11 protein-coding genes are annotated in these 14,385 nt (G+C 34.8%); 5 read left to right on the top strand and 6 right to left on the bottom strand.

What is annotated here, in order from left to right; all coding sequences use genetic code 11:
• The first annotated feature begins 18 nt into the window (after nt 1–18).
• Nucleotides 19–840, top strand: coding sequence for a M48 family metallopeptidase (locus ON07_RS06240; protein WP_010229122.1), 822 nt, complete (start codon nt 19–21; stop codon nt 838–840).
• Between the two features lie 64 nt (nt 841–904).
• Complete coding sequence (locus ON07_RS06235; protein WP_010229121.1) at nt 905–2,239, top strand: MFS transporter; 1,335 nt, start codon at nt 905–907, stop codon at nt 2,237–2,239.
• A 41-nt stretch (nt 2,240–2,280) separates the two neighbouring features.
• Here ON07_RS06235 and ON07_RS06230 read toward each other — a convergent pair whose 3' ends face one another.
• Genes ON07_RS06230 through ON07_RS06215 form a run of 4 tightly spaced genes read right to left on the bottom strand, consistent with a single transcriptional unit; the run spans nt 2,281 to nt 5,243 of the window.
• A complete protein-coding gene (locus ON07_RS06230; RefSeq protein ID WP_010229120.1) occupies nt 2,281–3,012 on the bottom strand; it encodes a head GIN domain-containing protein in 732 nt (243 codons plus the stop codon).
• 24 nt (nt 3,013–3,036) lie between these two features.
• On the bottom strand, nt 3,037–4,143 hold the full coding sequence (locus ON07_RS06225) for a hypothetical protein (protein ID WP_010229117.1): 1,107 nt from the start codon (nt 4,141–4,143) through the stop codon (nt 3,037–3,039).
• Nucleotides 4,124–4,690 carry a hypothetical protein gene (locus ON07_RS06220; RefSeq protein ID WP_010229115.1) on the bottom strand — a complete coding sequence of 189 codons (567 nt, stop codon included), beginning with the start codon at nt 4,688–4,690 and terminating at the stop codon, nt 4,124–4,126. The genes ON07_RS06225 and ON07_RS06220 overlap by 20 nt, the downstream gene beginning before the upstream one ends.
• On the bottom strand, nt 4,680–5,243 hold the full coding sequence (locus ON07_RS06215) for an RNA polymerase sigma factor (protein ID WP_010229113.1): 564 nt from the start codon (nt 5,241–5,243) through the stop codon (nt 4,680–4,682). The genes ON07_RS06220 and ON07_RS06215 overlap by 11 nt, the downstream gene beginning before the upstream one ends.
• A 219-nt stretch (nt 5,244–5,462) precedes the next feature.
• Here ON07_RS06215 and lon point away from each other — a divergent pair, with 219 nt between their 5' ends.
• The 3 genes from lon to rpsA all read left to right on the top strand — a co-directional run bounded on the left by lon (nt 5,463) and on the right by rpsA (nt 10,742).
• Complete coding sequence (lon, locus tag ON07_RS06210; protein WP_010229111.1) at nt 5,463–7,913, top strand: endopeptidase La; 2,451 nt, start codon at nt 5,463–5,465, stop codon at nt 7,911–7,913.
• 112 nt (nt 7,914–8,025) lie between these two features.
• Nucleotides 8,026–8,730, top strand: a complete 705-nt coding sequence (gene cmk / locus ON07_RS06205) for a (d)CMP kinase (RefSeq protein ID WP_010229109.1) — start codon at nt 8,026–8,028, stop codon at nt 8,728–8,730.
• 185 nt (nt 8,731–8,915) lie between these two features.
• Nucleotides 8,916–10,742, top strand: a complete 1,827-nt coding sequence (gene rpsA / locus ON07_RS06200; protein WP_010229107.1) for a 30S ribosomal protein S1 — start codon at nt 8,916–8,918, stop codon at nt 10,740–10,742.
• 86 nt (nt 10,743–10,828) lie between these two features.
• Here the strand turns inward: rpsA and ON07_RS14720 are convergent, their stop codons facing one another.
• The gene (locus ON07_RS14720; protein ID WP_316928100.1) at nt 10,829–11,158 is read right to left on the bottom strand and encodes a response regulator; all 330 of its coding nucleotides are present in this window, start codon (nt 11,156–11,158) and stop codon (nt 10,829–10,831) included.
• Between the two features lie 56 nt (nt 11,159–11,214).
• Complete coding sequence (locus ON07_RS15895; RefSeq protein WP_162097759.1) at nt 11,215–14,319, bottom strand: PAS domain S-box protein; 3,105 nt, start codon at nt 14,317–14,319, stop codon at nt 11,215–11,217.
• Nucleotides 14,320–14,385 lie beyond the last annotated feature (66 nt).

The raw sequence follows: 14,385 nt of genomic DNA, 5'->3' as shown, positions 1-14,385 counted from the left end.
AACCTAAAACCAAAAATCATGAGAATTAAAAATTTATTTATAGCAGTTTTTGCTGTCTTTGTTATGGTTGGTTGTAAAACCAATCCTTTTACAGGAGAAAAGAATTTAAACTTTGTATCTAACGATCAAATATTCCCTGCATCTTTTGCACAGTACGATCAATTTTTAGCTGAAAACAAAGTTGTTACGGGGACTTCTGAAGCGAGAATGGTGAAAAATGTAGGTCAGAAAATAGTTACTGCATCGGAGAGATACCTGAATGCGAATGGATACCAACGATACTTAAAGGATTTTGCTTGGGAATTTAACTTGGTGGATGACGAAGCAGTGAATGCCTGGGCAATGCCAGGAGGTAAGGTAGTAGCATATACCGGTATTTTACCAATTGCTAAGGATGAAACCGGACTAGCTGTGGTGATGGCTCATGAGGTAGCTCACGCACTTGCAGATCACGGTGCTCAACGTATGAGTGCTGCCCAATTGCAACAATTAGGTGCAGTGGCAGGAAGTGTTGCTGTTAGTGGAAGAAGCCAACAAACACAACAAATCTTTGCACAAGCATACGGATTAGGGTCTCAATTGGGGGTAATGTTACCTTTTAGCAGAAGTCATGAAACTGAAGCAGATAGAATTGGATTAACTTTAATGGCTATTGCCGGATATAATCCAGACGAAGCAGCAGATCTTTGGAGAAGAATGGCAGCAAATAGTGGAGGACAAGCTCCACCAGAGTTTTTGAGTACTCACCCATCTTCTCAAACTAGAATTAATAATCTTACTAACTGGGCACCACAAGCTAAAGCTGAAGCTGCAAAATATGGTGTAACTACCTTTAAATAGGATATTTATTATAACTTTTTAGAAAGCCGTTCTTTTAGAGCGGCTTTTTTTTTATTTTTAAAAAATGAAATATCCCCCTAAAGGAAGCAAGAAATTATTAAATGCTTGGGCATTTTATGATTGGGCCAACTCAGTTTACAGTTTGGTAATCGCTTCAGCAATCTTCCCGATTTTTTATGGTGCTATCACAATTGTTAAAGATAGCGATGGAAAAATTATAGATGACACCATAAATTTTATGGGATTCAATCTTAATAACGATTCTTTAATCAGTTACGTTACTGCTTTAGCTTTTTTAGTAGTTTCTATTTTTAGTCCCTTTCTATCCGGGATCTCAGATTATGTTGGGAATAAAAAATCTTTTCTAAAGTTCTTTTGCTATTTAGGAGCTATTTCTTGCATTGGTCTATTTTGGTTTAGTCTAGATTTTCTGTGGTTTGGGCTTTTATGCTACTTCTTTGCTCTAATTGGCTTTTGGTCTAGTCTAGTTTTTTATAATTCATACTTACCGGATATTGCTTTTCCGGAGCAGCAGGATAAAATTAGTGCCAAAGGTTTTTCCTTGGGATATATTGGAAGTGTAATTCTCTTGATCATTTGTTTGATTATGATCATGAAATATGATTGGTTTGGTTTTGAAGATGAAGGTTTACCTACCAGATTGTCATTTGTTCTAACAGGGGTTTGGTGGATTGGATTTAGCCAATACACCTATAAATATTTACCAAAAGGAAATAAGAAGGAAAAGCTTACTAGAAATGTTCTTTTCAACGGTTTTAAGGAAATAAAGAAAATTTGGTTCGCCCTTAAGCATCAGGTGAGGCTAAGTAGATATCTAGTTGCTTTTTTCACCTACAGCATGGCTGTACAGACAATTATGTTAATTGCCACGTATTTTGGAATTGAAGAATTGGACTGGGGAGAACAGGATGCCACTACTGGATTAATAGTTAGTATCCTTTTAATTCAGCTTGTTGCGGTTGCAGGTGCTACCTTGACATCTCGAATAGCAATTAAAATAGGGAATATTAAGACACTTATTTATTTAAATATCTTCTGGATCTTAATATGTATTTATGCTTATTTCATAATAACCCCGCAAGAGTTTTATGTCGCCGCAGCAGCTGTAGGGCTTATAATGGGTGGTATCCAGGCTTTATCTCGTTCTACCTATTCTAAAATGCTTCCAGAGAACACACTGGATAGTGCAAGTTATTTTAGCTTTTATGATGTTTCTGAAAAGATAGGAATCGTAATAGGGATGTCTATGTATGGCATTGTAGCGCAGTTAACGGGAAGTGTTCGAAATGCTATTCTATTTTTAATAGTGTTTTTTGTTGCAGGGGTATTTTTGTTACTGCGAGTACCTAAAATAAGTAATCCCGTAAAAGTTAGTTGACTCATACGGGATTATTATGTTTGATTTATTTAAATCTCAATCTAATGCTTGGAAATGTCTCCAGAGCCTGAGGTTTTAAAATCCTGCTTCTCTGGATTTCCTCTGTAACTTATGTCTCCGGAGCCAGAAACACGTGCTTTTAATGATTGAGAGGCTGATACCTGGATATCTCCCGATCCTGAAACTGCAGCTTCTACATTTTTTGCATTTAGATTGTAGGCCATAAAGTCTCCGGATCCTGTTACTTTACAGCTAAAGTCTTGTGTTTTACCATTTAATTTTATATCCCCAGATCCTGTGATAGATCCCCATAATTCTTTTGCTTCTACAGTAAGGTTAATATCCCCGGAGCCGGTAACTCCTACTTTTAACTCTTCTGCTTTTAGCACTCCGCTATTGGAAACATCCCCCGATCCGGTTACAGAAAGACTACTAATAGTTTTTACAGGAACCGTCACTAGAATATTCATATTTCGAGATGGGTTTAAGGACACATCTTTTTCAACAGAAATTTTAAGCTTTCCATCTTTCACTTCGGTTAGAATATATTCTTGTAGATTACTTTCTGCTTCTACTTTAAGTTTTCCCTCAGTTCCAGAAATGATCTGTACATCTAAAGAACCTACAAGGGCAATTGCATCGTAGCTAGGGGTACTACGTGTATCTGTTACCATATTTCCATTTCCATTCACTTTTTTACTGCCCCACCATTGTGCATTCATAGAGGTTGTGCCCATAAATACAAGGCATAATAAAATAATTACATTTTTCATGATCGATTTGTTTTAATTGTTTAGTTAATTTTTTTGAAATGTGATGTTTGCGTAGTTGCTTCTTATCTCAATATTACTTTGGTTGCCAGAATTAAGATGATAGCCAGAATAACTCTTTTTGGTTGATTCATTACTTTTCTTTTGCATCTCTAAACCATCCAATCCATCAATGCCTCCATAGGTAGATGCAATATCAAAATTAAAAGCTTGATCCATTGCATAGCCAAGTTTTACACCTGCATAATTGGATTTGATCTTAATATCTCCGGCACCTTTCATAATTTTATTTATCTCAAGACCTCCATAGTCAAGATCAAAATATAGTGATTGATACACTTGTCCAATTTTAGTACTCACATAATCTCCATTACCATCTAGTTTTCTAACCTTATCTACACTTAGACTTCCATAATCACCATTATATTTTAAATATTCCACCTTTCTCACTTTACTCTTCGTGTAATCGGCATTGATATCTAAAGTTTTTGCATCCTCTATTTCAAATTCAGAATAATCGGCGTTAATAACTGCATTTTTAACAACCCCAATGTGACTATTTCTTGAGTAGTCGATATTAATATGATTGCTATTTCCTAACAATTCACCAATATCAATACTTCCATAATCGCAATTGATCTTTGCATTCCCGGTTAACTTATCTAGATAAATATTTCCGTAATCATTTAGAAGATGAACATTATTAGTAACAGGAGCTTTAATGAAATAATTAACTTCCATATTTAAATTATTATTTTCTCCAAAGATCATATTCCACCAGGACCTTTTTTCTTCATCAAAGTAGGTCTTAGCACTAACACCTGCAGAAGATTGGTCGAATTTTACAAAGATTTCATCTAGCTTTTCTTTTACTTTTTGCTCGTCGTTTCCATTTACTTTAATAACTACTTCAATTTGAACTTTATTCTGGTTCCAAGTAGATACATCTATATTTCCGTAGCTATTATCAATCTTTAGCAAAGCATCTACCGCCACCTCATAAGATTTTGAGATCTTTTTCTCTTTAGTGTGTTTCCCGGATAATTTATCTGATGTAGTATCATTCCCATCACAAAACGGAATTGCAGGATACATAACCGCAAGAATTAATATGTTAAATAATAGTGCTTTCATTTTTGTTGTTTTTTAGTTCTTTAATTTCTTCAATTTGGGCTAAAACTGTATTTAATAAATCTATGCGCTGTTGGAGGTTGGATACCATAGCAAATATTACTCGTTTGTCCTTACCGCTTTCAGAAAGATCTATTCTCAATTTTTTGTATTCTAAATCTAATCGCTCCAGTTGCACTAAGGCGTCATCAATAATTATTTTAGTTTCCGGAGACTTGGATTCATTTACTTTTTCTAATTCGGCTCTAATAGCTTTTGCATAAAACTCCTGTGTTTCTTTCATTTCAGGAGAAATAGCAGCAAGATCTGCGGGCTTTGCCAGGATGTTTGTGTTTAATAAGCTTCCGGCAATTACTATTACGAACACAATACTAGCAGCAACAGCTATCCAAGATGTCCAAAGTGGTCTAACAACACTTTCACTGCTTGTGTTTTTTATGTTTCGGGACTCATTTAATTTGGTGAGAAAACGTTCCTCATGGCCGATTTTAGGCTCTTCTAGATCGCAGTCCTCTGTATTAAAGAGTTTATATAATTCTTCATCTTTCATTTTCTGATAATATTTTTCTCAATTGTTCTTTTGCTCTCGAGATGGTTGTTCTACAATTTGCAGGGCTAAGTTTTAGGATCTCACATATTTCATCATAATCATACCCTTCAATTAGATGTAGTGTAAGAACGACTCTATAATTTTCTTTCAGGAAATCGAACTTTTTTAAAATATGCTGAATTTTACAGTTGTTTTCTTCTTCCTCTGAAATGCCTTCTACATCAGCATCAATTATTTCATTTTTAAATTCATCGTTATAGGATACATGGTTGTATTTAATTCTCTTATTATAGGCATTGATACTTAGGTTTACTATAATCTTCTTTATCCAAGCTCCAAAAGTCGATTTCCCTTTAAACGTATCAATCTTAGAAAATGCCTTAATAAAGCCCTCTTGCATGATATCTTCTGCTTCCGCAGTATCTTTCACAATTCTAAGAGCAGTATTATACATCGCTTTATAATATTTCTTGTATACTTCTAACTGTGCTCGCTGCTCCTGTTTCTGGCAACGTACAATCAAATCGTCTGTATAAGTAATGGTTGGTGTCAAGAAATTTTTATTAGGCTCCTTTACTATAAAGATAGCTTAGTTTTTAAATTGTTACAGTTTCTGAAAAAAATATGCATTTCTTTTAGCTGGCATAACAATTGAATTAACAGATTAAAATAATACCCGCTACGTGCAGAAGCAGTAGGATTAAACCTTTGCAGCAGATTGTGCGTAGATATAAATAATGAACTGTAATGACAGTTTGACCTAAATAAAGATATGGCTAAATCTAAATTATTAAATATTGACAGTTTGTCATTTCAAGGAATCGATGAAGATGCAGAGTTAATTCCTTTAATGACCCCAGAAGATGAAGAGGAGATAAATAAAGAAGAACTCCCGGATATTTTACCAATACTTCCATTAAGAAATACAGTGTTGTTTCCAGGTGTTGTTATTCCAATTACCGCAGGGAGGGATACTTCTATTAAACTTATAAATGATGCAAATAGCGGTAATAAAGTTATTGGTGTTGTAGCTCAAAAGGATGAAGATGTAGAGAATCCCGGAGCAAAAGATATTTATAAAACCGGAGTAGTGGCTCGAATTCTTAGGGTGCTTAAAATGCCCGATGGAAATACCACAGTGATTATTCAAGGTAAAAAGCGTTTCAAAATAAAAGAGGTTATTTCTGAAAAACCTTATATGACTGCTTCTGTAGATGAAGTGCCGGAAGTTAGACCAGATTTGAAAAATGCTGAATTTGGAGCGATTATAGAATCTATTAAAGATCTGGCTTTACAGATCATTAAGGGAAGTCCGAATATTCCATCTGAAGCCTCTTTTGCTATAAAGAATATTGAAAGTCCATCTTTCTTGATAAATTTTGTGTCTTCTAACATGAATTTAAGTGTGGAAGAAAAGCAAAAATTATTGAAGACCAATAATTTGAAGAATAGAGCGCTGGATACTTTAAAATACATGAATGTTGAGAATCAGAAACTAGAGCTCAAAAATGTAATTCAGAGTAAGGTTCAGAGTGACATGAGTCAGCAGCAGCGGGAGTATTTCTTACATCAGCAAATGAAGACTATCCAGGAAGAACTTGGTGGTGCTTCCAATGAAGATGAAATGGAAGAAATGCGCGTTCGTGCTAAAGATAAAAAATGGGACGAAAAGGTTGAAAAGCATTTTACAAAAGAGCTTTCCAAAATGCAACGTATGAATCCGCAAGTTGCAGAGTATTCTATTCAAAGAAACTATTTAGACCTTTTTCTTGATCTTCCTTGGGATGAATTTAGTAAAGATAAATTCGATTTAAAACGAGCTAAGAAGATCTTGGATAGAGATCATTATGGGTTGGATGATGTAAAAGAACGCATCATAGAATATCTAGCAGTTTTGAAGCTTAGAAATGATATGAAGTCTCCAATTCTTTGTTTATATGGACCTCCGGGAGTTGGTAAAACCTCTTTAGGAAGATCTATAGCTGAAGCCTTGGGTAGAGAATACGTTCGTATTTCCTTAGGTGGACTAAGAGATGAAGCAGAAATCAGAGGACATAGAAAGACTTATATTGGAGCGATGCCTGGTAGAATCATTCAAAGTCTTAAAAAAGCTGGAACGAGTAATCCTGTTTTTGTATTGGATGAAATAGATAAATTATCTAATGGGCATAATGGAGATCCGTCATCAGCATTATTAGAGGTTTTAGATCCCGAGCAAAATAGTGAGTTTCATGATAATTTCTTGGAAATGGGATTTGACCTTTCCAAAGTGATGTTTATTGCTACGGCAAATAGTTTGAGTACTGTTCAGCCGGCTCTTAGAGATCGTATGGAGATCATTAATGTAACAGGATATACCATAGAAGAGAAAGTAGAGATCGCTAAGCAGCATTTATTGCCTAAGCAACTAAAAGAACACGGACTTTCTAAGGAACACATAAAGATTGGAAAAGCGCAATTAGAAAAAATAGTTGAAGGCTATACCAGAGAATCTGGAGTAAGAGGATTGGAGAAGCAAATCGCAAAAATGGTGCGTTATGCAGCCAAAAGCATTGCGATGGAGGAGAAGTATTCTATAAAGATTAGTAACGAAGATGTTATTGAAATTTTAGGTAGCCCTAAAATGGAACGTGATAAATATGAAAATAACGAAGTTGCCGGTGTTGTAACTGGACTGGCCTGGACAAGTGTGGGTGGAGATATCTTATTTATAGAATCTATACTTTCTAAAGGAAAAGGGAATTTAAACATTACCGGTAACCTTGGAAAAGTGATGAAGGAATCTGCTACGATCGCGATGGAATATATCAAATCTAATGCTGAAATGCTGAATTTAGATCCTGAGGTCTTCGAAAAATATAATGTTCATATTCACGTGCCGGAAGGTGCAACCCCAAAAGATGGTCCTAGTGCAGGAATTACCATGTTAACTTCATTGGTGTCGTTATTCACTCAGCGTAAGATCAAAAAGAGTTTGGCGATGACGGGTGAGATCACGTTAAGAGGAAAAGTGCTTCCTGTTGGAGGGATTAAAGAGAAAATTCTTGCAGCTAAAAGAGCTCGAATAAAAGAGATTATTCTTTGTGAGGATAACAAACGAGATATCGATGAAATCAAGGCAGATTATTTAAAGGGTCTTACTTTTCATTATGTAAAAGAGATGAAAGAAGTGATAGATCTTGCCCTCACCCACGATAAGGTGAATAACCCAAAACAATTATAATTTTTAAACCCCGAAGCGATTCGGGGTTTATTTTTTTAATCATTTCCGAAGAGGATTATTTATCTTTGGAATCGTTTCAATAAAATGCTCACTACTTAAAAATTCAACTAGTTTGACAAATAATAAAATCACTATTGCTATAGACGGGTTTTCTTCAACAGGAAAAAGTACAGTTGCTAAACAGTTAGCAAAGGAATTAAGCTATGTTTACGTAGATACTGGCGCCATGTATAGAGCGATTACTCTTTATGCAATGCGCAAAGGATATATTAAATCTGATTCTTTTGATGTGCCTGGCCTGATAAAAGATTTACCTTCCTTAAACTTAAAATTTGTTTTCGATGAATCTTTAGGATATGCAGCTATTTATTTAAATGAAGAAAATGTAGAAGATGAGGTAAGAACCTTAGAAGTTTCTCAATATGTTAGTAGGGTAGCAGCGATCTCTGAAGTTCGCGAAAAATTAGTTGCTCAACAGCAGGAAATGGGCTTAGAAAAAGGCGTGGTAATGGATGGCCGAGATATTGGAACTGTAGTTTTTCCAAATGCCGAACTCAAGATCTTTATGACGGCTACTGCAGAAGAAAGGGCAGGACGCAGATATAAAGAGATGAAAGAGCAGGGGCAAGATGTGAATTATGAGGAGGTGTTGAAGAATGTAACAGATCGGGATCATCTGGATACTACCAGGGAAGACTCTCCATTGGTAAAGGCAGAAGATGCTATCGAGATCGATAATTCTGCTTTGAATATCGAGGAGCAATTTCAGAAAATCCTTCAATTATCTCAGGACACAATTGCGGCTCAAAAAATTTAATTTTCGCTTCTTATTTTATTTGGTTTCAGGCTTTTGTATTAGAAAAAATAATACGTATTTTTGCACTCCTTTTTAGATAAAGAAATGGAAATAGAAAAGGGCTGAAAATCAAATATATAATCACTTCTGTGTTTAATTATCTGAAATTTCCATAAAAAACTCAGAATACAAATATTACATCAGCAATGGCTGAAGAAACAAAAAATCCAGAAGTTCAGGAGTCTAACTCTGAAATTCAAACAAAAGCGGCTCCGTCTGCACAACAGGAAAACCCTGAGCAATTCTTAAAAGACTTTAACTGGCACAACTACGAAGAAGGAATCGATCCTGTAGATGATACTAAGTTAGAAGAGTTTGAGAAGTTAGTTGCTGAAAACTTTGTAGATACTTTAGATGATGAAGTAACTACTGGTAGAGTAATCAACATCACAGATCGTGATGCGATTATCGATATCAATGCGAAAAGTGAAGGAGTTATCTCTTTAAACGAATTCCGTTACAATCCAGATCTTAAAGTTGGAGATGAGGTTGAAGTATTAATTGATGTACGTGAAGACGCTACAGGTCAATTGATCCTTTCTCACCGTAAGGCTCGTGTGATTATGGCTTGGGATCGTGTGAACAAAGCACATGATGAAGCATTAATCGTTAACGGTTTTGTTAAATGTCGTACTAAAGGTGGTATGATCGTAGATGTATTTGGAATTGAGGCATTCTTGCCAGGATCTCAAATAGACGTGAAGCCAATTAGAGATTACGATGCTTACGTAGGTAAGACAATGGAATTCAAAGTTGTGAAAATCAACCACGAATTTAAAAATGTTGTTGTATCTCACAAAGCGCTTATCGAAGCAGATATCGAAGAGCAGAAAAAAGAAATCATTGGTCAACTAGAAAAAGGTCAAGTATTAGAAGGTACTGTTAAGAATATTACTTCTTACGGTGTATTCGTAGATCTTGGTGGAGTTGATGGATTGGTTCACATTACAGATCTTTCTTGGTCTCGTATTAACCATCCAAACGAAATAGTTGAATTAGACCAGAAATTGAATGTTGTTATTCTTGACTTCGATGAAGCTAAGACTAGAATTCAATTAGGTTTAAAACAATTACACAAACATCCATGGGAAGCTTTAGATGAAAACCTTAAAGTTGGAGACAACGTTAAAGGAAAAGTAGTTGTAATTGCAGATTACGGAGCATTTATTGAAGTTGCTGAAGGAGTTGAAGGACTTATTCACGTTTCTGAAATGTCTTGGAGTACGCATTTACGTTCAGCTCAGGATTTCGTGAAAGTAGGAGATGAGGTTGAAGCTCAAATCTTAACTTTAGATCGTGATGATCGTAAAATGTCTCTTGGTATTAAGCAATTAAGCGCAGATCCATGGACAGATATTACTTCTAAATATCCAGTTGGTTCTAAGCACACAGGGATTGTACGTAACTTTACAAACTTTGGTGTATTCGTAGAATTGGAAGAAGGAATCGACGGACTTATTTATATTTCTGACCTTTCTTGGACTAAGAAGATCAAGCATCCATCTGAATTTACTAACGTAGGTGATAAGTTGGAAGTTGTTGTATTAGAATTAGATGTGGAAGGACGTAAATTAAGTTTAGGTCACAAACAAACTGAGTCTAACCCTTGGGATAAATATGAAACTGAATTCGCTGTTGGGACAACCCATACTGCGGAGATAGCTGAAATAGTTGACAAAGGTGCAACCATAGAGTTTAATGAGGATATTACTGCATTTGTTCCTACACGTCATCTTGAAAAAGAAGATGGTAAGAAATTGAATGCTGGTGAGTCTGCGGAGTTCCAAATTATTGAATTCAACAAAGAATTCAAGAGAGTGGTAGCTTCACATATGGCTATACATAAAGAAGAAGAGCAAAAAATCGTTAAACAAGCCGCTAAAAAAGCAGCTCAGAATAACGAGAAAACCACTATTGGTGATGTAAATGCAGATCTTCAAGCATTAAAAGACAAAATGGAAGGGAAAGGATAATCTTTCATCCCATTAGTTTTTAAGCTTAAAAGAAAAAGCCTCCTTAATTTAAGGAGGCTTTTTTATTGCTGTTTATTAAATAAAAATTATTCTACGCTGTCATGTAATATATCTTGCAATGCTTCAAGTGTTATAGGCTTCACAATATAATTATTAACATTATTATATTCTTTGGCTTTTTCAATATCCATTGGATCTACTGAAGATGTGATTATATAAATAGTAATTTTCTTTTCAGTTTTAATTTTGGTGAATTCATCTAAAAATTGCCAGCCGTCCATAATAGGCATATTAAGATCTAGTAAAATTATATCTGGAAGTTTTTCTTCAGCTTTTATAATGGATTTGAGGTTAATTAATGCTTCTTCTCCATTATGAAATATCATAAATGCTGTACAAAAATCTGCATATTGCATAATTTTTTTTTGCTCCAAATACAAAAATTGGGTCATCATCTATGATACAAGCAATATCAATCTTTTTCATGCTTAAAATATAATTTAAATATTGTTCCTTTATCTACTTCACTTTCCAACTCAATCTTACCGCCAATAGATTCTACCTGATTTTTTGTGATAAATAATCCAATCCCTCTAGAATCCTTATTTTTATGAAAGGTTTTATACATCCCAAAGATTTTTGCTTTATGTTTTTTTAGGTCTATTCCCAGTCCATTATCTTCAATACTTATAACCACATATTCTCCTTCTACTTTGGAATCTATTTTTACAAAAGACGCTCTTTCCAACGACCTATATTTAATACCGTTGGTCAAGAAGTTTAGAACAATACTATCTAGATAGGCCTGTAAGCCTAATACATTAAGTTTTGGGTCTATGTTATTAATAATTTCTACATCTGCTTCATTAGCAATTCCCGCAACATTACGAATAGATTGAACCGTTGTTTTGTATATATTTATAGGAATTAAACTCTCATCGATATTCGTATTAATTAAAACCACTTCATTTAAATGAGCAATAGTCTCTTTTAAATTTTCTGAAGCGAGTTTCAACATATTCATTATTTCATTCTCATTGGCATCAGGATAATCCTGTAAAAACAAGTTTAAAAGCATTGCGAAATTCCCTGAATGGGAACGCAAATTGTGAGAAACGATGTGTGCGAAATTCTTTAATCGTTCATTTTGATCACTCGTAACTGCTAACAAGGATTTAATTTCTTTTTCTACCCTCTTAATCTCAGTGATCTCTGCAGCAACACCTAAATATCCAATTGTTGTGTTTTCATCTTTTACAGGGGTTACAGTTAGCTGTACAGGGAACTGAACACCATCTTTTCGGATGTAGGTCCACTCTCTTGTATCGTGATTGCCATTATTGGCTAAAGCTCTAAAAACATCGAAATTCTCTACTTTTTTATTTAATTCGATGGAAAGTTCCTCTCCTCTTTCTATGACCTCTTTTTTTAAGTGGATCTTAGCCGGAGATTCTCTACCAATCATTTCTTCTCTGGAATATCCTAGTAAATTTTCGGCACCTCTATTAAAAGTAGTTATGGTTCCATCTAGATCGGTGCCTATAATACTTACGTGGGTACTTGAATCCAATATCCCTTCCAGTTGTGCAAGCGCTTCGTGAAGCTTCTGTGTTGCAATTTTTCGAGGAGTAATGTCTGTAATTTGACCAATAAAATATAAAGGTCTTCCATCATCATTCTTTACTACAGATACAGATAAAATAACATATACAATAGATCCATCTTTGTGAATGAACCTTTGTTCATTATTTAAATATTTTTTCTCGCCGGAAATAAAATCTTTTAACAATGCAATATTATTGGCTATATCATCTTTGTGAGTAAAATCGAAAACACTTAAATCAAGTAATTCCTCTCTTGTATATCCTACAATATTACTAAGCTGATCGTTCACTTCTAACCATTCTGTATTATGGTTTAAAATACCCATACCAATGGCAGCATTTTCAAAATTACCCCTAAATGCAGCTTCACTAATTTTTAGTTGCTTCTCCGTCTTTTTAATAATGGTGACATCCTGCATTGCGACAACAGCACCAAATACATTTCCATCTTCTCCCACAAGTTGGGAGCCCGTAGCAATAATATTGCGCTGAGTTCCTTTTTTTGGAGAAATTATAAATTCTTTGTTGGTAATCTCTCCAGTATATAAAGCTTGTATTAGAGGAATTTCTTCCATTTTTAATGGGGTTTCTCCATCTGGATGAAAAAGCCCATAATGATTTGAAAATTCTGATGGTGGTATAGGTTCTACTGGTAGCCCATGCCATTCTTTTGTTGCATTATTAAAGAGAGTAAGGTTTCCTTCTCGATCGCAAGAGACCACACCAACTTCTATGCTATTTAAAATAGTTTCTAATAATGTTTGACGTTCATGGTTTATTCTTTCATCTTCTTTCCTTTTATTAATATCTTGAAAAAGACCATATAAACGCTTGCATTCTCCATTCTCAAATTCAGATATTCCTATTGCTCGAACCCATTTTAAGTTTCCTTTAGCGGTAATAATTTGGACTTCTATATCGTAATTTTCACCTTTTACAATCGCTTCTTTTACTGAATTTTCTAAAGTATCTCTATGAATACCTTTAGGATAGAAATCTATTGCTTCTGCTAATATTGGAGAAAAATCCTTTGGAACCTCATGAATTTCTTTTGTTATACTGCTCCAGTTTACTTCATTTTTTAAAAGATCCACTTCCCAAGTACCAATTTTTGCAGCATGGTTGGACCTATCTAACAGATCCTGATATTTTTCCAATAGCAGCTCATGCTCCTTTCGCTCAGTAATATCTTGGTGGCTCCCGGTCATCCACTCAGGTTTTTCATCTTCGGTCCAGCTAACTACCTTCCCGCTATCCTTTACCCAAATCCATTCTCCTGCCTTATTTTTAAATCTCGATTCTATTTCATAGTATTCAGTTTTCCCCGAAAAATGCTCTTCCAATAGCTTATTTGAACGCTCGTGATCATCTGGATGTGCAAATTTCTCCCAGGTTTCAGAGGTGATTGGTTGTAGCTCTGCTAAGGTATAGCCTAAAATATTTGCCCATTTTTCATTGAAAATAGTTTCGCCCGTTTGCACATTCCACTCCCAAGTTCCAATGTTGGTACCGTCTATAATGCGTTCAAGCCGTTGGACATTTTGCAGGCCTCCATGTAAGGCTTCATAACCATTAACAAAGGATTTATTCGCAACGATTATGGAAGAAATTATATTATCAGAATTTTTAAGGGCAATAGCACTACAATTAAAACTAATGTTCTGGCTTGCTTGTGACACGTAGGAAACTTTTATGTCTACTGGACTCGAAAGATCTTTATAGTGCTTTTTTATAGCAAGCAAAACCCTATCAAATTCTTTATTGTTTAATATATCTTGTGTAAATAACTGTTTGTTTTTAGTAGAGTTGGAGCCAAAGCCTAAGGAGTTCAAGAGCTTCGGGTCTATATAAATATCATTTGTTTTTTCTAATTCTATAAACCAATAACCATAGAGTGCAAAATCCTGTAAAAAATTAAAAACAGCCTCTTCTTTTTGAATAATTTTATAAAGGGATTTTTTTAAAACTGTCATTTTTATTGGGGTTGCAAACATCATTTATAATAAATAAGATAGTATATCCTATTTGCACGCTATTGG

It is taken from the genome of Gillisia marina, assembly GCF_000258765.1.
GTDB lineage: Bacteria > Bacteroidota > Bacteroidia > Flavobacteriales > Flavobacteriaceae > Gillisia > Gillisia marina.
This window is presented reverse-complemented; position numbering and strand designations above follow the sequence as displayed.

Bases quoted from the DNA above. Each gene is read 5' to 3' on its own strand.
- ON07_RS06240 (WP_010229122.1), top strand. From the start codon at position 19: ATGAGAATTAAAAATTTATTTATAGCAGTTTTTGCTGTCTTTGTTATG.
- ON07_RS06235 (WP_010229121.1), top strand. From the start codon at position 905: ATGAAATATCCCCCTAAAGGAAGCAAGAAATTATTAAATGCTTGGGCA.
- ON07_RS06230 (WP_010229120.1), bottom strand. From the start codon at position 3,012: ATGAAAAATGTAATTATTTTATTATGCCTTGTATTTATGGGCACAACC.
- ON07_RS06225 (WP_010229117.1), bottom strand. From the start codon at position 4,143: ATGAAAGCACTATTATTTAACATATTAATTCTTGCGGTTATGTATCCT.
- ON07_RS06220 (WP_010229115.1), bottom strand. From the start codon at position 4,690: ATGAAAGATGAAGAATTATATAAACTCTTTAATACAGAGGACTGCGAT.
- lon (WP_010229111.1), top strand. From the start codon at position 5,463: ATGGCTAAATCTAAATTATTAAATATTGACAGTTTGTCATTTCAAGGA.
- rpsA (WP_010229107.1), top strand. From the start codon at position 8,916: ATGGCTGAAGAAACAAAAAATCCAGAAGTTCAGGAGTCTAACTCTGAA.
- ON07_RS14720 (WP_316928100.1), bottom strand. From the start codon at position 11,158: ATGCAATATGCAGATTTTTGTACAGCATTTATGATATTTCATAATGGA.
- ON07_RS15895 (WP_162097759.1), bottom strand. From the start codon at position 14,319: ATGACAGTTTTAAAAAAATCCCTTTATAAAATTATTCAAAAAGAAGAG.